The sequence below is a fragment of the Okeania sp. SIO3B5 genome, assembly GCF_010692555.1.
GTDB lineage: Bacteria > Cyanobacteriota > Cyanobacteriia > Cyanobacteriales > Microcoleaceae > Okeania.
Genome location: NZ_JAAHHG010000017.1, coordinates 1 through 22,624, shown reverse-complemented (window position 1 = coordinate 22,624; position 22,624 = coordinate 1). Strand labels below are relative to the sequence as shown.

The following is a 22,624-nucleotide window of genomic DNA, read 5'->3' as shown; positions in this document are numbered from 1 at the left end:
TTGTTCCCCAAAAGGGGGATACTTATAGTCAGTTTCCAGGAAAACTATATTTTATCTAGGAATCATAATTGTAAAAATTGTACCTTGCCCAACTGTTGAATCACAACTAATCATACCACCGTGTTTTTCTGTGATAATTTGATAGGCGATCGCCATCCCCAATCCCGTCCCTTTGCCTACTTCTTTTGTAGTAAAAAAAGGATCGAAAAGTTGCTTTTGCGTTTCTTCACTCATGCCCACTCCATTGTCAGCGAACGTAATTTTCACTTGTTTTCCATCCGTTTCCGTGCGAATGTGAAGGGTTAGAGAATCTTGATCCTCGCATTCTTCCAAAGCATCAATAGCATTATTAAGTATATTCAGAAACACTTGGTTTAATTGTCCGGCATAACATTCCACTAAAGGTAATTCTCCATAGTCTTTAACTACTTGAATTTCAGCTCGTTTGTCCTGTTTTTGCAACCGATTTTGTAAAATAGTTAAAGTACTTTCAATCCCTTTATGTAAATCTACACGTTTTAATTTTGATTCATCCAGACGTGCAAAAGTTCGTAGGGATGTCACGATATTTTTGATGCGCTCGCTCCCATTTTCCATAGATTTTAACAGTTTTTCAAAGTCAGAACGCAGGAACTCTAAATCCATCTCCTCTATGGCGATTTCAATGTCCTGGTGTGGCTGAGGATAGTGACTTTGATATAGGGTGAGTAATTCCAGCACTTGTTCCATATATTCGTTGGCATGATCAATATTGCCATGAATAAAACTAATAGGGTTGTTGATTTCATGGGCAATTCCTGCCACCATTTGACCCAAACTAAACATTTTTTCGCTTTGAATCAGTTGGATTTGGGTGCGTTGCAGTTCGTGGAGTCTTCGTTCTAGTTCCAGAGCTTTACAGGATTCTTGATAAAGGCGGGCATTTTCTAGGGTAATTGCTGCTTGGGCACAAAGTAAAGAGAGAACTTCCACCCGCTCTTCTGTAAAAGCTCCTTTCGATTGATTGTTTTCTAGGTAGAGAATGCCTCGGAGTTTGCCCCGATCTTGCAAAGGCAAACAGAGTAGAGAAAGGGGTTGATGGTTTTGAATATAAGGGTCTCCTTGATATCGTGTTTCTTGGCGAGCATCGTCTAAAATCACAGGCATTTGGGTGCGTTTGACTGTATTGACTATCTCCAAGGGAACTTGGTTGGTTTTCTCTACTGGGGTGGAGTCTTTTTGGTCAATTTCTCCGTCGATCATTTGTGCTTCTAAGATTAATATATTATCGTTAAATAGCATCAAGGCGACGGTTTCGGCTCCGGCATTTTCTACAATAATTTGGATTAAATTAGCAATTACGCGCTCAGTTTCAATATCTCGCGATAAGGTGCGGAACGCTTTCATTAAAGTTGCGAAATCCAATAATCCCACTACATCAGTGGTACTGGCGATGGTGTTCGTGCTGAAGTAGCTTGAGATACTGTGGGGGGTTAATCCCATTTTAGGTTGCTGGAGAATAGGTTGGAGTAGCTGAGGATAGCGTTTTTCCAAGTCCTCGATTTTAGCTTTGGCTCCCCAACGGGCATAGCAGTAGTAGGCTTCTTGTATATGGAGGGCTGCATATTTTTCTTTGCCCCAGTCGAGATAAAATTTAGCAGCCAGTTCGTTAGCAAGGGCTTCTTCTTGAATATATTCGTTTTCTTTAGCTCCGGTAATAGCGCGATCATATAACTCTATTGCTTCCTCTCGATGACTTAGAATTTTTGCCTTTGACGCAGCTACCAAATCTAGTTTATGCTGAAAATTTTCCGGGGCGTGATTTGCCCATAATTCTAGGCGTTGTTGATGAGTTTTCACCTCGTCTAGGATTTGAGTCTGCCTTTGAGGGTTAGCAGTGGGGTAAAGAGCTAATAATACTAATGCCCGATACAGGGAAATCTGAGTAATCGGTAACATTCCCTCTCCACCTTTTTCGTAATTAATCGCCGACTGGGAATGAATCAGGGCTTGTTCGTAATCGTTAAACAAATAATTGAGCATAGTTTTAGTGGTATAGACAAAGAACAAGGAAGTAATTGCTCTGGTCTCTTGAAGTTTGGGAATTTGTGCAGATTCGTCAAACCTTTGTCCCACAAGCTGTGTTGGCTCCACAGCCATACCCATTAAATTTTCAACGAACTGTGCCCAGATTGCGGCAACAAAATATTGAAATTCTTGCTTGAGACTCTCGATCAGCTCAATGTAGTAGGTTTGTTTTTGATGAATAACGGTTAGGGATTCGCCGATTAAGCAAAGGTTATCGCAATAGTTAATTGCAGAATAACAAGCAAACTCAATGTCACCAGTCTCTAAGCCAGTTAATACGTTATCGGCTAGACATCCAACGCGATCGCGTGCTGGCTCTTTCCAGTTGCGAATAAAGGCATGGAATAGTTGATTGACTTTGCAGGTTAATTCCGCATCTTCATATCGTTCAAGGGTATGCAGTGCTAGTTGTCCAAAGCTGTAGCCCAATTCAATATCCGTCATCTTGCCACAGAGCAACATCCCATAAAGAGAATAGGCAAATGCTGCTGTTGCTGAGTTACCATAGCTTACAGACAGGTTAAGCATCGTTAAAATGATCGACGGTAGCAACTGGGGATTGGCAATAAAGGCAGGTGCCCATAATTTACTGAGAATACTTAAAGCTGCAATGATTTGGGGACTGGTAATTGCAGGTAAAATGTAAAGGCGATCGATATCGATATCTGGTAAGGGAGCATCGTCGAGGGAAACATTGAGCAGACTCAAGATTTCTAACCCTACATCCAAAGCCATCAGACACTGACCTTGTGCTACTGACAGTGAAATCCTGATTTCGTAGGCTTTAACCTGTTCTAGGATATCTTTAGCATGATCAATTATTGTTTGTGTCTGTTGCTGTGATGCTTCATACTCGCCGTTGAGATAGCTTACTTCAGCGAGTAAATTATGTAATGGCAGCATCAATTCATAATGAGTTTGCCATGGTTCAGCAGAAATAATCTCTGTATGTAGCAGTTCAATTGCTATATTTAAGTAGCTGGCAGCAGCATTGTAAGCAGCAGAAGATTTGGCTTTCCGTGCAGCCACTAAATTCAATTGTGCTAGCTCTTCTCGTTCTTTTGGTTGCTCGATTAGGGAAATCCCCATATTCAACTGATTGACAATTTTGAAGAGATTTTTTTCCTGTTCTCCTGGAGAAATTGTCTGCAATAATAAACGCCCAATATTAAGGTGGGTTATTTGCTTGCGTTCGTTCTGAATTAAAGAATAGGCAGCTTGTTGCACGCGATCGTGCAAAAAGTGATAACTCACTGGGATATTCTGACTTTGATCTTCATCTTCCATCCCTTGGAAAAACTTGTAGGCTTCACTTTGGGGTAAAATTAGACGACTTTGCAGGGCGCTCCAAAGATTAGCTGCTACTTCTTCGCTAGGAGCTTCACAAATAATGGCTAAGGTTTCTAAATCAAATTGATTACCAATACAAGCAGCCAATTTCAACACTTCCTGGGTGGCATCGGGTAACTTGTGCAGTCGTCCCGCCATAAATTCCACTACATCCGAAGTGAGAGCTGCTTCTCGCACCTGCACCAAATCACATTCCCAATATCCTAAATTTTGATTAAAGGTAATTAACTCATCCTCATATAATCCTTTTAAGAACTGAGTTGTAAAGAAGGGATTGCCTTTTGTCTTTTGATAGACTAAATCGGTTAAAGGCGTGGCTAACTCTACTGAACAACTAAGTGTTTCCGCCACCAATTGATTGATATGAGCCACAGATAATGGGGCTAGAGTAATGGTTGAAATCGTTGCGTTTTGTTTTCTTGGTGCGCGTTCCCTTGCGTCTTTCGCCGACGCGGAGTCGCACCGCTTCTCTAATTCTGCCAAGGTTAACATTAGTGGATGTGCGGGGAAGACTTCGTTATCTCTATATGCTCCCAACAGCAGTAAATATTCTGTCCGAGTTCCTCCCATCAGCACTTTCAGCAAGTTTAATGATGCTGAGTCTGCCCATTGCAAGTCATCGAGAAACAGCGTTAAGGGATGCTCAATTGTTGTGAAAACGGCGATAAATTTCTCAAACAAAAGGTTAAAGCGGTTTTGGGCTGCATTGCCAGAAAGTTCAGGAACAGGAGGCTGTTGTCCGATGATGTGTTGAAGTTCGGGAATGACATCAATGAGAACTTGTCCTTGTTCTCCCACTGCTTCTAGGATTTTTCCTTTCCACTTTTGCAATTCAATATCAGACTCTCCGAGTAATTGCCCCATTAAATCTCGGAAGGCAATGACGAAAGCAGAAAAGGGTATATTACGATTGAATTGGTCGAATTTTCCTGTGATCAAGTATCCTTTTTGTCTGGTGATTGGTTTGTGAACCTCGTTAACAACTGCTGTTTTCCCTATACCGGAATATCCCGCTACCAACATCATTTCTGCTCCTCCCCCCTTACCAAGGGGGGTTGGGGGGGATGCTACTCTTTCAAAGGCATCAAGCAAACTTTGTACTTCTTTTTCCCTTCCATAGAGTTTTTCTGGAATGAGGAAGCGATCGCACAAGTCTCGTTCTCCCAATACAAACTGCTCAATTTTCCCAGACACCTGCCATTGGTACAAACACAATTGCAAGTCATGCTTGATGCCCAAGGCACTCTGGTAGCGGTCCTCGGCATTTTTGGCCATTAGTTTGAGGACAATATCGGAGAGAGGTTTAGGGATAGGGGAATTCGGAATTGTGTCCCTGCCTTCTGCCTTCTGCCTTTTATAAACCTCACACGGCGACATGGGAGCTTTTGCGATGTGACAATGGATTAACTTCATCGGGTCATCGCTCTGGAAGGGTAGCTCCCCAGTCAACAATTCGTAGAGAGTAACTCCTAAACTATAGAAATCGGCTCGGTAGTCAATGCCCCGGTTCATGCGCCCGGTTTGCTCTGGTGCGATGTAGGCCAGAGTTCCTTCTAAAGTACCAGGACTTTGTAATTCCTGGCTTTCCTTGGGCAACAGCGAGGCCAGGCTAAAGTCCGTCAGCCAGACTTGGTGGGTGTCGGGATGAATCAGAATATTGGCTGGGTTGATGTCCTTATGCAAGACTCGCTCCTGACTCAAATGGTGGAGACTATTTGCTAGCTGTATAGCAATGGCCATCACCTGTTCTATCGAAAGGCGACCGTGGGTCTTGACATAGTCCTGTATGTTGATCCCCCATACGTCCTCCATTACCAAGGCATAGCTATGATGCCAGGAGACTAAGGCCAGGGGTTTGACAATGCCAGGAAAGGCAAGGTTTTTGGCAATTATGTACTGATTGCGAAAGCGGACTAACGTCCTGAAGTTTGGATAGGGCGATCGCAGCACCTTAATCACCACCGATTCCCCATGGCAATCGCTAATCGCCCGATAAACAGCGGTATGACTTCCTGCATAGAGTTGTGCGGTCAGAGTGTAGCCTGGAATAGAAGGTAGGAGATGATCTAACATACTTGAGCCTCGTTAGGACAGTTGAAATCCTAATCAATTGTATGAGTTAAAAAAGATAGTAAGCTGTGAGAAGCATCACTTTTACCAAAAAATAGGGTCTAAAGCCTCCCCTTTTAAGGCAGAGCTGTTTCAAAGTCAAATAAATAATCGATATGATTGAGAATTGGGGGCAACATTACCGGAATTTGGAGAAAAGTTAGGAAAAACGGGCGATTTTTAGGGGTGGAGGTAGGAAAAAGCTCCCAAAGAATCTAGGTCTGATCAACAGAATTTCTGAAAAATCCATTTTTTCACCAAAATTATTGATCGATAAATTTGGGGAAAATCCAGGGTAATATCATGTTCGGTTGAACAGTTATAAATAAATAACGACGTAGGAGTCAGGAGTCAGGAGTCAGGAGTCAGGAGGGAAGAAAGAAGAAGAACTGGAGTTGAAGGAGAAAGTTTTTTATTACGCTCTTATCCGGACATGATATTATATCATGTCCGGTTGAATAGTGATAATACAGTTTTTAGAGAGGTGGGGTCGTACTGTGATGGGTTGGGTTGTTTTTTTTGGAGCGCGGGGGGGGGCAGGGGAGTGGGGGGGGGGGGGGGGGGGGGAGTGGGGGGGGGGGGGGGGGGGAGGGGGGGGGGGGGGGGGTGGGGGGGGGGGGGGGGGGGGGGGGGGGGGGGTGGGGGGAGGGGGGGGGGTGGGGGGGGTAGGGGAGTAGGGGGGTGGGGGGGGGGGGGAGTGGGGGAGGTGTGGGGAGTATTTTCAATTGTTGCCTCTATCTCATTTACTACTGTTTGCTTCTAAATTTTTGACGCAAATATATCCTTGTAATATCATTAAGAGCGTAATAGAATTCCGTTCCGCTTACACGAAAAAAACTTTCTCCTTTTCTTCCTCTTGCTTTTTCCTTCTTCCTTCTTGCTTCTTCCTTCTTGCTTATTTAAGATATAATTTAGAGCAAAATAACTTCCATTTATCAAAATAATTGGGTCTAATATCATGTTCAGATAATCAGTTACAAAAAAACTTCTGGCCTTGAACCTTTCTTTCCCTTCTGCCTTCTGCCTTCTACCTTCCTTCCTCCAAAGTGTAAGTATTCAACCGAACATGATATAAAATATCACTTCTAACTTTTGACTTTTGACTTTTGACTTTAACAACTTCTGACTTCATTATGGCACTAGCACCTTTATTTCCTATTTTACATCCAATATTAAAATCAGCTTTTCCTAATTGTTTATGGCAAGGAAATAAACAAAAATCAGAAATTACTCTTACTTTTGATGATGGACCACATCCAGAATATACACTTCAATTATTAGAAGTTCTAGATAAGTATCAGATTAAAGCTAACTTTTTTTGGTTAGGTATATGTATAGATCGTTATCCAGAAATAGCTAAAACTATATATGAAAAAGGTCATTGGATTGGTTTACATGGCTACGAACATATATCATTTCCTCAACTAACTCCTATTCAACTTAAGTCTAGTTTAAAAAAAACACAGCTTTCTATTTATAATGCTTGTGGATTAGAAGCAAAATTAGTTTGCGATGTTCGTCCTCCCAATGGTGTATTTTTACCTCAAACTTTAAAATTATTACAGGAATGGGGATATCGAAATGTTATGTGGAGTGTAGTACCTGAAGATTGGGTTAGACCAGGAATTTCTGTTGTAGTTAATCGAGTAGTTCAGCAAACCTCTAATGGTTCTATTATTGTTTTGCATGATGGATGTTATGGCGGTCAAGATGTGGCAAAAATAACTGCTGAAATAATTCCGATTTTACTAGAAAAAAATTACGAGTTTATTTCTATAGACAAAATGTGGCAAACAAATATAGCGCTCCGCACAAGGCAAAAGTCAAAAGTTAAAAGTTAAAAGTGAAGGAAGAGGGAATAAGGAAGAAGAGTTAAATTAAAAAAAAAGGTAAAAAAGATAGAAATAACTATCTCAAATGAACTGGAACAGCTATTTTTAAACATATCCTATCAATATCTACCTTTTTGTAGCATTCTTTTTTGGGTGCATCTCAATGCGTGAATAAAGCCAAAAAGTTATTGCTTTTAGGGAACAGGGAACAGGGAACAGGGAACAGGGAATATATAGGAAAAAAGTATTTTTGCAAATATGAGATGCACCCTCTTTTTTAAAATTGGTATAATAGATATCTCCAACAATAAAAAATCAAATCAATTATTCCACATCAATCATCAATTATTTCTCCCTACTCTGTAGGGACGTTGCATGCAACGTCCCTACTACTCCTTCTTTTCTGGAGATGTCTAATAACAATGGAACTAAATATAATTTTCTTTGGTCAAAGATAAAATAAACTAGCTAGAATAAGTGTAAGTATTTTTTGCGGAATGCTACGCACAACAGCCGTCAGCTATTAATCTTGGGAAAGGTTATTTCAGTTATCAGTTATCAATTATCAGTTATCAGTACCTCTATAATAAGGAGGCTTGAAATACGGAATTATCTTTTTTTTATCCCCTTAATAGGGGAGGTATTAGACCATAATTTCTTGGTAAAAGTAACCTTTGAAGTTGAGTTTGAATAAAAAAATTACTGCAAAAGTCTCCTTCCCCAACCTGAGAATTAATTAGGGTTTGCTGAAAAAGTCTTATGGTGATTATAGGGAACAGGGAACAGGGAACAGGGAACAGGGAACAGGGAACAGTTTAGACTATCTGCTACGGCCAATTTTTTGGCATTTTCAGGTAAAAATATTAGCTTTTTGAGACTAATTGAGCCAAAAACTATGTACTTTTTCAATATCTAAAAAGGCACTTACCTTTATCTGGTAATTATTTTATCTTTAATCAGCAAGCCCTAATTATTAATTATTAATTGCTATTTCCGTAGCATCCCGCAGGAAAGTACTGTTTGCGAAGCATTCCGTAGGAAATGCTAATGGCTGAATGCTTACAGATAAAAAATTGTCAGTCTGTAATCAAAGCTTTTTTTTCAAGGTAGTCTTGAGTAGTTCAGATGACAAAAATTGAACTATTTTTTAGAACTAAAAAGTGGTGGAGGAAAATTAATGATAAAAATTTATAAATGGCATCCTGTTTTTGCTTTAGTTGTAGCATTAAGTACCATAATTAATCCCAAATTATTCGATCATAAAATCATAAAACCAGCACTTGCTCAAACAACCTTAAAAGATATACAAAATCATTTTGCTCAAGCTTGTATTGAAGATTTATTAGACCGAAAAATAATATCTGGCGACTATGAAAGTCAAACATTTCGCCCTAATACACCTGTAACTAGAGCGGAATTTGCTGCAATGATTACTAGGGCTTTTCCAGATGCTAAATTAGTGCGCGACCCGATTAAATTTGTAGATGTTCCTCAAAATTATTGGGCTTATAATGCCATTCAAAAATCTTATGAAATGGGTTTCTTATCCGGGTATATTGGCAAAACTTTTAACCCTACTCTCAAGATTACAAGATGGCAAGTATTATCAGCTTTAAGTGAAGGATTAAACTATCGAACAAGTGCATCTGTAGAACGAAATTTAAACACAACTTTTGAAGATGCAGAAGCAATTCCTGAAGAGGCAAAGAAATCTATTGCTGCAGCAACAGCAAAAGGTATTGTTGTAAATTATCCAAATGTGAAGAAACTAAATCCTAATCGAGATGCTACTCGCTCAGAAGTAGCGACTTTTCTCTGTCAATCTATTGCAAATATTGAAACAAATAATGATGCTTTAATTTCTCAAGTTCCCTCAGAATACATTGCCAAAATTGAGATAGATACTCAATCAACAACTACTACCGCAACTGCACCAGAAACTACTCCAGAATCTACGGCAAATACTAACTCAGAAACTACTCCAGAATCTTCTACAGAAAGTACAGAACCAGCAGGAAGAGTAGAAAAGTTTGGCAATGGTAATTTACAAGCAGAAATCTTTTACGAACAAGCAAATAATACAGATTTAGTAAGCAACTTAAATCTGAAGATTATCAGAGGTGGAGAAATTATTTTAAATGAACCAATACCAGTTAAATCTTTAGCAGATGACTCAGAATATGATACTGAAACAGAAGTATTAGCAGGTAAATTTGTGAAAGTACAGTTACTAGACTTAGATGGAAATGGAGAATCAGAAGTATTAGTAGATTTAATGACTATAAATAATAACGATGTTGTATTTGATAGTGGTACTTATTCATTCATTTATCTCTACGAACCAACACGAAATAAATATTCTATGCTGCGTCATTTCTGGGGAAATGTCAATTATAGACTCGCAGATTTAGACAAAGATAATATTCCAGAATTTCAAAGTGTTGATAGTAGATTTGCCAACGTATTTTCTAATATAAACGATGCTAAATTTCCCATTCGTATTTGGCAGTATCGTCAAGGAGAAATGTTAGATATTACCAGGCAATATCCAGTACAAATAAATACTAGCGCTTCAGAACTTTGGCTAGAATTTTATCAGCGTTCTAGTCAAAATAAAAATGTCAAAGGAGTTTTGGCAGCTTATCTAGCAAATAAATATTTGTTAGGTCAAAAAGAAGATGGCTGGAAATTAGTAGAAAAGGTATATCAAAAAAGCGATCGCGAAGTGTATTTTAATAATTTGCGTCAATTCTTGGCAGATCAAGGTTATGATAGCGAACGACAAATTAGTGGAAATGTAGTTGTGCCTGAAAATACTGCTACAGAAACTCAAGAAACTTCACCTCAAGCAACTATAGAAACAGAAAATACAGAAACACCGATAACACTTCCACCAGAAACAACAGAAACAGAAGACAACCCTGAAACACAACAACCCGAAACTTCACCCCAAGCAACCAGAGAAACAGAAAATACAGAAACTCAGCCAGATATTAGTAACGATCTAGTGCTAGCACCAAGGTTAGTTCGCTCTCTATCTAACCCGCAACCAGATTCTGCTTTCTCCGTAGCAATTAGTTTTGATGGAGAAATATTAGCTAGTAGTCGTGGTAAAGATATCCAACTGTGGAACTTACAAACAGGCAAATTACTAGATACTTTATCCAGTCATCAAGCTAATGTGCGCTCAGTAGCAGTTAGTCCAGATGGAAGAACTCTAGCTAGTGGAAGCGGAGATGGCACAGTAAAACTGTGGGATATTCCGACAGGAGAAATGCTCGTCAGTTTTTTGCATTCTGGTGTAGTAACTGCTGTTGCTTTCACTGCTGATGGCAGAACAGTAATAGGATGCAGCGCCGATCGCGGAATGAAATCTTGGGATATTTATACTGGGCGACTACTACACAGAATGAACGGCACTCAACCTATTGCTTTTGGTGCTGGTGGCCTGCGCATGGCAGCTAGTGGAGGGCCGAGGTTTATTCGACTTTGGAATGCAGAGCAAGGGCAACTGTTGAGAAATCTTTCTATACCCAATACAAATAATAATGGTGGCATAGAGGCGATCGCTTTCAGTGAAGATGGGCAAACTATTGCTCATGCTATGAAGGGAGAAAGTAAGGTTTTAGTCTGGGATGTAGAAACCTGGAAAGTACGTTATACCCTGGAAAAACATTCTCAGGCAATTAAGGCGATCGCAATTAGTCCAGATGGAAAAATACTTGCTAGTAGTAGTGAGGATGGTAATATCAATCTGTGGGATCTTGGTACTGGAAAATTGTTGAGAAGTATCAAAGGTGATGGTGCAATTGTTTTTAGTCCAGATAGCAAACAACTTGTAAGTGTTTCGCAAGATAATCTTATTCAGCTCTGGCAAATTTATGGCTCTGCGATCGAGCAGTAGACATAAGCGTAAAAAAGAATGTAGAAACCTTGAGTTATATCATGTCCGGATAATTAGTGATAAAAAACCTTCTCCCTTTAAACCTTTCTTTTCCTTCTGCCTTCTGCCTTCTGCCTTCTGCCTTCCTGACTCCAAAGTGTAAGTATTCAACCGGACATGATATTAGGGAGTAGGGAGCAGGGAGCAATAGCAGAGGTTAGTAGCCGTGTAAAAATAACTTGAACAGTTTTTTTGATGGAAGCTATATTTCACAGTTTATCCTAGATAAAATTTGTACAACTTATTCTTACATGGCTCCTTATACTAAATCCGGTTATTATAGGGTAGTTATCTAGTAAGCATTTCCTGCGGAATGCTGCGCAAACAGCTATTATATCATGTTCGGATAATCAGTTATAAAAAAACTTTATCCCTTTTAACCCTTTCTTCCCTTCTGCCTCCAGCATAGCTGCCTTCTGCCTTCCTTCCTCCAAAGTGTAAGTATTCAACCGAACATGATATTAGCTGTCAGCTCTCAGCTCTTATGAGGGGATTTTAATATATAGACTGTTTTAGCCAGCTAGAGAGCGTAAAATTTAATTCTCACTCAATTAGTAAAGCTTTTATCTAGAACTAAAAAAAGCAATAGCTGTTAACGCAGTTCCTCCGGAGGAGGCTGGCTGATAGCTTATACCCATTCAATAAATGGTTGCTACAAATAACTAAGCCATTTCTTAGGAGTCAGGAGCCAGGAGTCATATCATGTTCGGATAATCAGTTATAAAAAAACTTTATCCCTTTTAATCCTTTCTTCCCTTCTGCCTCCAGCATAGCTGCCTCCTGCCTTCCTTCTTCCAAAGTGTAAGTATTCAACCGAACATGATATCAGAAGTCATAATGAATGGTTTCGATTCCATTTTTTAGGTCGTAAATTATCTTTTTCGTCAAAGGGACATCTACTGTCAAATCTTTTGATTCCACTTATTATTCGTAACATTCTTTTTTCACGCTTGGTATAAAACGCTCAAAAAGTTAGTATTTTAGGCGCATAGTTGGGCAGAAAAATCATTCTTACAATTCTTATACCAATTCTCCATGAAGTTGCGCTTAATAAAAGATAACAGCTATTAGTAATATTCAGGTTTTGGTAAGAATTATTAAGCGCATTGTTACAGAGAAATGGTATTATATCATGTTCGGTTGAATAGTTATGATTAGGATATAGATAGAAGAGATATCTCAAACCCTTGAGATTGCTTCCTTCCACTCCGTTCCAGTCGCAATGACTTTATTGTAAGTGATCATCCGAACATGATATTACTCCTAACTCCTCGCTCATTCCCCGTTCTTCCTGTCTCCTGTCTTCCCCTCCACTGGAGTGGTTAGGGGTGGGTTGTATCCTACCCCTACTAAAAGACTTTTGAGCGCAAACCCTATTTAATTTCTGGAGATGTCTAGTAAATTTATATAAGTTTTGATTGGGAGTAGAGTAAACTAAGACGCATTTAGATTTTATGGCGTTGGTGAAAAGAGGTATGATATCATGTCCGGATAAGAGCGCGAACAAAAAACTTTCTCCTTATATTCCTCTTTATTCTTCTTTCTTCCCCTCCTGGGAGGGGGAGGGGCGAGGGGTGGGTTGACTCCTGAGGACTGACTTCCCCTCCTGGGAGGGGGAGGGGCGAGGGGTGGGTTGACTCCTCAATAATTAATATTAATATCATACACGCGCTTCACCAACGCCAGATTTTATGTTCTCTGCTCCCTTTTTCTTTTCAAAAAAATTGTATAGCAGGGAACGCACACCAAGATAGGCAACAGCTCATCTGTGGGAAAAATATTTCCCTGTTTAAGGTCGATCATCAGTCTATGCCAAACACCAACTCGTTTTTGCTATACTATATATTATATACTTTATTACATACAAAATAGCTTGAAGTCAGAAGTTATGTACTCCAAAATCAAACAATTAACCTCTATATTTTCTATATATAATTTGAGTAAACAAATAAATAAAACTATGTTGCGACGCTATTTTATTGGGTATATTCTCCTCTTTGTTGCTGGTTGTACTACAGTTACAAACAATCAGCGTAAAAACTCTAATAATTCTCTTCTTAAAGATCAAGAAAAACTACGATTTGCGGTGAGCGGTATTCAAAGTCTAGCAAATTGGCCGCGTGATTATACCCCATTTAGAGTTGCCTTGGAAGAAGTATTAGAGACAAAAATTGAGTTTGTTCCCATTGATAGTTTGATGGAAGCAACAGCATTACAGTTGGCTTTAGTAGATATAGTTCTGGCGGGGCCATCAGAATATGCGATCATTAAAGCAAGAACTAATGCAGTGCCTATTGTCGCAGTAACACGACCTACTTACCGTGCAGTCATCGTAGTCCGTAAAGACAGTGAGATTAAGTCATTAGCTGACTTAAAAGACAAAACAATTGAGTTAGGTAAGATTGGTAGCACGGGGAGCTATCTTGGACAAATAAAAATGCTGATGGATGCTGGATTAAATATACAATCTGATGTTAACATTCTCAACTCAAAAGAGTATCATTTCAAAGCATTAAAAAATGGTGAAGTAGATGCGTGGGGAAGAACTTCGCACAGATATGAAAAAACTATGCAACAAGAAGGTGTCTCCCAGAATGATTACCTCCTACTTGCCGAAAGTCCGCGACTGCCCAATGATGTATTTATTGCTAGTAGCAAACTGGAACCGATGGTGGTGGCAGAAATTCGCGAGCGGATGCTGAAAAATAAGGAAAAAATGCTGCAAGCAATCCTATCTATACCACCTTTACCTTCTAAGTATGAGGGTGGTACCCTAGTTCCCGCTGAAGATAGTGATTACGACATGATTCGCGAGGTGTATAAAGCTATAGGAGAAGAGAATTTTATTAAGTAATTAGGAATATATAGTTTACTGATGAGGTACAGAGTATGAAAACAGGGAAACTTTTTTCTGCGATCGATAAATGGAGTAGAGGCTTAAGTATTGCCAAAAAAATTGGCTATGGCTATTCCCTGGTGATTGGTATTTCTGTACTAGGGACAAGTTTAGGGCTAATGGTAGGAGACTACCATCAAAGACAGGCCCAAGAGCAGCTAAGATTAGTACAAAAAAATTATAGTCTGTTAAAAGAGTTAGAAAGCGCTATTTGGGAGGCGCAATCTCATCCCCAACAGCTAGCTGCTGTAGTTGGTAACCCTGTATGGTTTCAGTATGAAACGACTAAATTTTTGGCTCGGAGTCAACAATTAAAACAAGTAATAGAGTCTCTCAAGAATATAATTGATTTTCAATCAAGTCAATTAGTAGCAGAACCAGAAAAATTTAAGAAAATATTACAAAGTTACACTCAGACATGGGATTCATACACTCAGTTAATGCAGGGAATTTGGCAGGATATAAATCCGGCTAATTTGCAACCAGAAGATATCCCAGTTGCCAAGCAAAGAGTGTTGGCAGCTAATACGGGGAAAAAAGCCATTGAGATTCGCGTTCAGTTTGAAAGGCTATCAGAAAGCTTAAATCAGCTAATAGCTCTTGTAGAAAAACAACAAAATCAAGCCAACCAGCGATTTGTGCGTTCGGAAATATTACGAATCCAAATTATTATTGGTAGTATGGTACTATCAGTAGCGATCGCTGCTTTTTTAGCATTCTATACCAGTCGAGCGATCGCCAGTCCACTCAAAACGTTAACTAAGACTGCCCAAAGGGTGACAGCAGAATCTAATTTTCACCTGCAAGCTCAAGTCACCACTACTGATGAAGTTGGGTTATTAGCTATATCCCTAAATCAGCTTATACGATGGGTAGGAGAGTATACTCAAGAATTAAAGTTAACTCATCAAAAACTAGAGAAGCGTAGTTATGAACTCACACAAGCTTTGCAAGAACTAAAACAAACTCAGACGCAATTAATTCAAACAGAAAAAATGTCTAGTCTTGGGCAAATGGTGGCAGGAGTTGCCCATGAGATTAACAACCCAATCAATTTTATTTCTGGTAACATCAACCCACTTCAGAATTATATACAAGAGGTTTTTGATTTACTACATCTTTATCAAAAAATATATCCTGAATTACATCCAGAAATAGAAGATTTAATGAACGAGATCGATCTTGGTTATATAATCAATGATTGGCCTCAGATAATTTCTTCTATACGGATGAGCACTGACCGAATTAAAAATATTGTACTCTCGCTACGGAATTTTTCTCGTCTAGATCAAAAAAACATGGTGCCAGTAGACCTTCACATAGGGATTGAGAGCACTCTATTAATTCTCAGTCATCGCCTCAAAAAGGGAATTGAAGTTATCAAAAACTATGGAGATTTACCTTTGGTAGAATGTTATCCAGCTCAATTAAATCAAGTGTTTATGAATATTATTGCTAATGGTATTGATGCGATGCTAGAGTCAGATATTCAACCAAAACAAATTGTGATTCAAACAGAAAAGGTTGCTGAAGAGAAAGTTATGGTGAAAATCAAGGATAATGGTCTTGGAATACCGCCAGAAATTAAAGATAAGATTTTCGATCCATTTTTTACGACGAAGTCAGTAGGGAAAGGAACAGGTTTGGGTCTCTCTATTTGTTATCAAATTATTGAAAAGCATAGAGGTAGCATAGAAGTAATTTCCGAACAAGGAAAAGGTACAGAGTTTGCGATCGCTCTTCCTATTCGTTTCACCAACGCCAAAGTCTTATATGACTCCTAAGAAATAGCCTAGTGCAGGATGGCGGAAATAACTGACCAGTTAAAAAATCCTAAAAGCCTTACCAATCAATACTTTTGACTTTTGACTTTTGACTTTTGACTTCCGCGTAGCGGCACTAGCTATTTGCTGATACTATTTTTAACAAACACCGATCGTGCTTGTCATTACTAATGAAGCTAGAGGATAGGTTTTTCCCAGACCGCTATTAAACAAACGGACATGATATAAGTCCTAAATATATCTTGTTATTTATTAAGAATTTATTTCAACAATTTTCAGATAATGTTAACGATTTTTTGAATAAACTAACTATATTATCACCCATAAAAAAAAGGATTGTGCATTACGAACATTTCTTGCAACTAGGGCTAATAAACTGATTGTTTCTTATATCCACTCTGCATTTCACTGGTATTTCTTACTTGCTATTCAATTGATGTAACAAATACTTCTTCATAAAAATTTATATTTTTTTATTGATAAAACATCTTAATTATGCTCAAATAAAACTATTGATAATAAAGCTCAATTATAGTAGTCCTATTTCCGCTATGTAGAAAATATCCAACAGAGCAAAGGTAAAAGGAATAATAATTGTCAAAATTTTATTCTACTTTGGGATTTTTACAAATTATTTAGGACTGCTATAGAGCCTTCTTGAACTGATATTTATCAGATTGAGGACCAAATCTCTATGCAAACACTTGGCAATCAAGAAAGCAGCACCATTGAAATATCTGAGTCTACAACTAACAACAGTGGAGTTTTCTGGACACCTGTTTGGCGATCGCTAGGCTGGGATTTTGAGGCCACTGAAGAAGAAGGTGCAGCCTTATTAGCAGGCAATATCAGGTTCAAAGACCTCTCTGGGCAATTACTAGGTGCCCATGTGGCCCACGCTGGGTTGATTATGCTATGGGCAGGTGCCATGACACTGTTCGAGCTATCCCTCTTTGATCCCGGCGTACCAATGTACGAGCAAAAACTAATAATACTACCTCATCTAGCAACATTAGGTATTGGTATAGACGCAGGTGGGCAAGTGATCGACACCTATCCTTACTACGTCATCGGTATGCTGCATCTCATCAGTTCTGCTGTTTTGGGAGCAGGAGGGATCTACCATGCAGTTTTAGGGCCGAAACAGCTTGATGAGAAAGGTTTTGGCTACGACTGGGAAGATGGCAACAAAATGACCACTATTTTAGGTATTCATCTAGTGCTGTTGGGAGTTGGAGCATCTCTATTGGTCATTAAAGCAACGATTTTAGGTGGTATTTACGACCCACTAATAGAACAAGTAAGGTTAGTACAGCCTAATCTCGATCCTGGGAGAATTTTCGGTTATCTATTTGGCTTTAGCCCTAATGGTTGGACAATTACTGGCATGGCTAGCGTAGATAACCTAGAAGATGTAATAGGCGGTCATGTTTGGGTCAGCCTACTCTGTATTGGAGGCGGTCTCTTTCACATTATTTCCAAGCCTACAGGTTGGGCAAAACAAATACTAATTTGGTCCGGAGAAGCTTACTTGTCTTACAGTTTAGGGGCACTTGCGATCGCAGGATTTAGTGTAGCTGTCTTTGTCTCCACCAACGAAATTGTTTATCCTAGCGTGTTTTACGGTCCTATTGGCAGCAACTCCGTGCGAGCTGCTCTTGCTAGCATTCATGCTGGATTAGGTTTCCTAGCTTTGGTTGGACACTTATGGCACGCTTACCGAGCGCGAGCTGCTACTCGTAGAGCATTTTATGGAACGTTCTTTGACTTTATGGCTAAGAATGTTACACCTATTACATCTGTTTGAACAGAAGTCAGAATCTAATACCATTTCACTTTAAAGATGTCACAAATAGTTTCAAAGTTCTATAGTTTCAAAGCTCTAATAAATCTTACTTTTGACTTTTGACTTTTGACTTTTGAATTTTGAATTTGGACTTCCGTGAAACGGTATAGCAATGAGCGCTGGTATATTTACAAATTGCAGGAGGGGCCAAATAGCTAAAAGTCTTATATTATCAGCAATTCATTCCCCCTGTTGCCTGTTGCCTGTTGCCAGATGAGCTGCGCACAGCGCTATATAAGTTCAATCATTTATAAGAAGGAGAACAATAGCAATGACTGTCACAACTGATGAAAATCTACAAATACCTTGGCGAGCAGGTAATGCTCGGCTTGTTAACCTATCCGGCAAGCTATTAGGCGCTCATGTAGCCCATGCTGGCTTGATTGTACTCTGGGCTGGAGCTATTACTTTGTTTGAAGTTGCCAACTTTGATTCCTCCCTACCGATGTACGAGCAGGGCTTAATTGTACTGCCTAATCTAGCCCGCTTGGGATTTGGGGTTGGAGAAGGAGGTGCCGTTGTAGATACCTACCCCTACTTTGTGATTGGGGTACTACATTTGATTAGTTCGGCGTTTTTAGGAGCAGGTGGTATATTCCATGCTCTCAGAGGCCCTGCCAAGCTAGAAGACAAATTTTCCTTCTTTGGCTATAGCTGGGATAATCCAGACAAAATGACAACTATCTTGGGCATCCATCTAGTATTGTTAGGAATCGGAGCCTTTTTACTTGTAGCAAAAGCGATGGCATTCGGGGGGTTATACGATCCAGTAGTTCAAAATGTACGAGTAATATCAAGTCCCACTCTAAATCCTACTACCATTTTCGGCTACCTGTTAGGTACAGAAGGGAAGTTCTGGCTTGCTGGTGTCAACTCTTTAGAAGATGTAGTAGGCGGTCACATTTGGATTGGTGCTATCTGCATTTTGGGTGGTATCTGGCATATTCGCACTGTGCCCTTTGACTGGGCTAAAGGCTTATTTGTCTGGTCAGGAGAAGCATATTTGTCTTACAGTATTGGCGCAGTCAGCTTAATGGCATTTGTAGCAACATTGTTTGTGTCTGTTAACTCTCTAGTATTTCCCACAGAATTTTTCGGACCAACTTTGACTCTGGTATTCGATCGCTTTCCTGTCTTTGTTAGTTCTGATGGAGCCTTGACTGCAAGAGTATGGTTAGCTAATGCTCACTTCTGGTTAGGATTTTTCTTCCTGCAAGGACACCTATTCCACGCCTTACGAGCAGCAGGCTATAGCTTCACCGAAGGCAGAGTAGTCACATTGACAAGAGGTCAAGTAAGCTAGTTATGACCAAAAAATCAGGTCTCAAGCCTCCCCTTTCAAGGAAAAAAAATCAAGTTCAATATTTCAAGCCTCTGACTTTAACTAGAGGTACTGATAGCGTAGCTCCTCCGATAGGAGGCTAACTGATAACTGATAACTGATAACTGAAATGACTGTAACTAAATCAAATCCATTAAGGTTTATAGGCTTTTCAACAGATAATAATGTTGATGTTACGAACTATGTTAGTAATTCCCAAGAACCCTATTCTTGGTGGGCAGGTAATTTTCGCTTTGTTGATTTATCTGGAAAGTTATTGGGAGCGCACATTGCTCATGCAGGTTTGATTGTACTCTGGGCTGGAGCAATGACTCTGTTTGAGCTATCCAGATTCGAGCCTAGTCTACCCATGTACGACCAAGGGCTGATTTTGCTGCCCCATATGGCGACTCTGGGTATAGGGGTTGGAGCCAATGGTGAAATTATTGATACTTATCCCTACTTTGCTATTGGTGTTATCCATCTCGTTAGTTCAGCAATTCTAGGCGCTGGTGGCATTTTTCATGCCGTGCTTGGACCTGACAAACTTGATGAAAAGGGATTTGGCTATCAGTGGAATGATGGCAAAAAAATGACTACTATCCTTGGTATTCATCTACTGCTACTAGGGATGGGAGCATTTTTGCTAGTAGCCAAAGCTATGTATTTTGAAGGTTTGTACGATCCGGCGATCGCCAATGTGCGACTAATTACTCAACCTACTCTCAACCCACAGACTATCTTCGGTTACCTCGTTGGTATCACCCCTGATGGCTGGACGTTGAAAGGTATGGCTGCTGTCAACTCTTTAGAAGATGTAGTAGGCGGTCATATCTGGATTGGTGCTATCTGCATTTTGGGTGGTCTCTGGCATATCACTACTGCTCCTACAAAATGGGCTAAAGGTCTGTTTGTCTGGTCAGGAGAGGCATATCTTGCCTATAGTCAGGCAGCTCTGGCTTACATGGGCTTTTTCGCTGCCTACTTTGTCTGGGTGAATGATACAGTCTATCCTTCAGTATTTTATGGTCCTGTAGGTGTGACTAATGTTGATGGTACAATTACTCCTCGTACCTGGTTGATGTTGTTCCAACTCATCTTTGCCTGTTTGCTGCTAGCAGGTCACTTTTGGCACGGTCTCAGAGCTAGAGCGATCGCCAGTGGATTTGTCTTCAGTAATATGAAGTTCAATCCCGGTGCGCTCTATGGAGACACTCAGTTTAATAACGAATCTCTAGTTACTGGTATTGTACAACCTTTCAAAAACGATCCCCAGTTGGGTAATTTGGCAACCCCAATTAATTCCAGTCAACTTACCCTAACTTGGGTTAAGAACTTGCCAATTTATCGGAATGGTTTATCTCCTATTGCACGGGGTCTCGAAATTGGCATGGCTCACGGCTACCTATTATTAGGGCCTTTTCTCAAACTCGGACCATTGCGTAACACTGACCAAGCTCTTCTAGCTGGAGGTGGTAGTGCATCTGGACTGATAGTAATTTTAAGTATCTGTCTGTTTGTTTATGGAGTAGCAGTGTTTCAAGGTTCTAGTAAACCAAGAGGCGTTTTGCCGGAGAACCTGCAAACTTATCAGCAATGGAGTCTGTTTACCTCTGGTTTTCTCATTGGAGGAATAGGCGGTGTGATTTTTGCCTGCTTTATCCTTATAGAAATCGGGCGATCTGGTATTTTGTAACTTTGTTTGCTTGAGCAGGGGAATAGGGAAAGAAGTTAATATTCCTAATTTTTATCAGGAAAGGCAGAAGGCAGGAGGCAGAAAGCAGAAGGGAATTCTGACTCGTCTGTTACCTTTAGGGGAACAAGGGTATAAAAACCCCATCCAATTGTTCCTTCTGCCCTCTGCTTTCAGCATAGCTGCCTTAGTTCATCGGATATTTACTATGTTTCCTGCTCTATAAAACTGACACAAAGCGTCACATAACGTGACAAATTGATAGCGTAGCTCCGACCATAGGAGGCTGTTTACTTCCTGCTTCTTGTGAGGCCGTCGGCGGTTACTCATCCACAGGCATTAACGGTCAAGCCAACCGCATCTCTACACTCTATACTTACATTTAAGTCTTTGTCAATTAACATAACTAAAAAAGTCCTCAAACCATTACTACGCCGTTCCTAGTAGGAAGCGGGATTTCAGGATAGGTCTACGTCTATATAGATAGACTGCCAGAAATGCGAATAGCAGGGATTAGTGCAGAAGATACAAATTTCACCCTCGTTACTACTTGCGTGTGAGAACTAGCGTATTATGTCGCTAAATTGCGCAAATTGTTAACTAAGTCGAAACTCTATTACTTAGAGACTGTTTGTAAATAATTATAAAGTGTTTTTACTCCTCACCAATTTATAACTCTCTGATAATTAATCTCAAACCCTTGTACTACCTGGGCAAAAACTTCGCTTCTGGAGATGTATATTGAGTATTTCAGAGAACAAAGTTTGGAGTAAAGAACCAAATTAAAGGCGCTCCTTTCCCTTACAAAACTTTACAAACAATCTTTTAGGCATTTTTCGGTAATTAACTCTTATGGTATAGTCTAGTCTTATAATTTTTAGTTTTTACAGGATTTTATCAATGACAATTCCTTTAATGTACTACCCACTTTCTAGTCAAAACCATCGGGTTCAAAAATTTGATGTCCCTGGAGATGAATATCCTATACAATACACTTTAGAGAACCTGCCCACTGCTACAGAGATGGATGAGATTATCTGGGCAGCCTATCGGCAAATTTTCAATGAGCAGCAAATTATAGCAGCTCATCGACAGGTTGCTCTGGAGTCTCAACTGCGCAATGGTCAGATCACAATGAAAGATTTCATTCAAGGTTTGTTGCTTTCTGAGTCATTCCGGCAACTGATCTATGATAGTAACAGTAACTATCGTTGTGTTGAGCTTTGTATTCAAAGGGTTTTAGGACGCCCTGTCTATAACAATAAAGAGAAACTTGCTTGGTCTATTGTATTGGCAACAAAAGGACTTCAGGGTTTTGTCAATGATCTGTTAAACAGCGAAGAATATGACAAGTATTTTGGCTATAACTTTGTTCCCTATCAACGTTGCCGAATTTTACCTCAACGCACTCAGGGAGAGTTACCTTTTGCTCGGATGGCTCGTTACGACAGCTATTACCTAGAGCAGTTATATCAAACAGGGCAACTACGGAAATTTTATCCAGGTATATTAGATAGTAGCGCTCGTGCTTATCGCAAAGCTCTATTATTTGTGGGAATACTCTCTGTAGCAGTGTTATTAATTACTCTGACTCTAGTACTTTCGCCCAAATAATATAGAATCCGGTTGAATAGTTATTGTATAGTTGGGAGTGGGGGAGTGGGGGAGCAAGGGGGATGGAAGTATTTTTCTACCTTTTCCCCTATTCTGTAACTGAATCTCCTGAATTGTGAGGACTGAGCTAGTAGGTTGGGTTGAACGGCAGTCTTACCCGAGCTTATCC

At 39.8% G+C, this 22,624-nt stretch carries 9 protein-coding genes; 8 read left to right on the top strand and 1 reads right to left on the bottom strand.

Annotated features, from left to right (window positions below; all coding sequences use genetic code 11):
* Nucleotides 1–51: 51 nt before the first annotated feature.
* Nucleotides 52–5,490: an ATP-binding sensor histidine kinase gene (locus tag F6K54_RS03955; protein WP_293074777.1), complete on the bottom strand. Its 5,439-nt coding sequence runs from the start codon at nt 5,488–5,490 to the stop codon at nt 52–54.
* A gap of 1,169 nt (nt 5,491–6,659) precedes the next feature.
* Here F6K54_RS03955 and F6K54_RS03950 point away from each other — a divergent pair.
* The 8 genes from F6K54_RS03950 (at nt 6,660) to F6K54_RS03915 (ending at nt 22,455) form a co-directional block, all read left to right on the top strand.
* On the top strand, nt 6,660–7,367 hold the full coding sequence (locus F6K54_RS03950) for a polysaccharide deacetylase family protein (protein WP_293074774.1): 708 nt from the start codon (nt 6,660–6,662) through the stop codon (nt 7,365–7,367).
* Between the two features lie 1,168 nt (nt 7,368–8,535).
* Nucleotides 8,536–11,262, top strand: a complete 2,727-nt coding sequence (locus F6K54_RS03945; RefSeq protein ID WP_293074771.1) for an S-layer homology domain-containing protein — start codon at nt 8,536–8,538, stop codon at nt 11,260–11,262.
* 1,975 nt (nt 11,263–13,237) lie between these two features.
* Nucleotides 13,238–14,155 carry a phosphate/phosphite/phosphonate ABC transporter substrate-binding protein gene (locus tag F6K54_RS03940; RefSeq protein ID WP_293074768.1) on the top strand — a complete coding sequence of 306 codons (918 nt, stop codon included), beginning with the start codon at nt 13,238–13,240 and terminating at the stop codon, nt 14,153–14,155.
* A gap of 35 nt (nt 14,156–14,190) precedes the next feature.
* Nucleotides 14,191–15,981, top strand: a complete 1,791-nt coding sequence (locus tag F6K54_RS03935; RefSeq protein WP_293074765.1) for a sensor histidine kinase — start codon at nt 14,191–14,193, stop codon at nt 15,979–15,981.
* A gap of 694 nt (nt 15,982–16,675) precedes the next feature.
* A complete protein-coding gene (locus tag F6K54_RS03930; protein ID WP_293074762.1) occupies nt 16,676–17,788 on the top strand; it encodes a chlorophyll a/b binding light-harvesting protein in 1,113 nt (370 codons plus the stop codon).
* Between the two features lie 310 nt (nt 17,789–18,098).
* Nucleotides 18,099–19,130 (top strand): chlorophyll a/b binding light-harvesting protein, encoded by a 1,032-nt coding sequence (locus tag F6K54_RS03925; RefSeq protein WP_293074759.1) that lies wholly within the window; start codon nt 18,099–18,101, stop codon nt 19,128–19,130.
* 148 nt (nt 19,131–19,278) lie between these two features.
* Nucleotides 19,279–20,844: a chlorophyll a/b binding light-harvesting protein gene (locus F6K54_RS03920; protein WP_293074756.1), complete on the top strand. Its 1,566-nt coding sequence runs from the start codon at nt 19,279–19,281 to the stop codon at nt 20,842–20,844.
* A gap of 897 nt (nt 20,845–21,741) precedes the next feature.
* Entirely contained in the window at nt 21,742–22,455 is a 714-nt protein-coding gene (locus F6K54_RS03915) for a phycobilisome rod-core linker polypeptide (RefSeq protein ID WP_293074753.1), read from the top strand.
* Nucleotides 22,456–22,624 lie beyond the last annotated feature (169 nt).

Bases quoted from the DNA above. Each gene is read 5' to 3' on its own strand.
- F6K54_RS03920 (WP_293074756.1), top strand. From the start codon at position 19,279: ATGACTGTAACTAAATCAAATCCATTAAGGTTTATAGGCTTTTCAACA.
- F6K54_RS03925 (WP_293074759.1), top strand. From the start codon at position 18,099: ATGACTGTCACAACTGATGAAAATCTACAAATACCTTGGCGAGCAGGT.
- F6K54_RS03915 (WP_293074753.1), top strand. From the start codon at position 21,742: ATGACAATTCCTTTAATGTACTACCCACTTTCTAGTCAAAACCATCGG.
- F6K54_RS03955 (WP_293074777.1), bottom strand. From the start codon at position 5,490: ATGTTAGATCATCTCCTACCTTCTATTCCAGGCTACACTCTGACCGCA.
- F6K54_RS03935 (WP_293074765.1), top strand. From the start codon at position 14,191: ATGAAAACAGGGAAACTTTTTTCTGCGATCGATAAATGGAGTAGAGGC.
- F6K54_RS03930 (WP_293074762.1), top strand. From the start codon at position 16,676: ATGCAAACACTTGGCAATCAAGAAAGCAGCACCATTGAAATATCTGAG.
- F6K54_RS03945 (WP_293074771.1), top strand. From the start codon at position 8,536: ATGATAAAAATTTATAAATGGCATCCTGTTTTTGCTTTAGTTGTAGCA.
- F6K54_RS03950 (WP_293074774.1), top strand. From the start codon at position 6,660: ATGGCACTAGCACCTTTATTTCCTATTTTACATCCAATATTAAAATCA.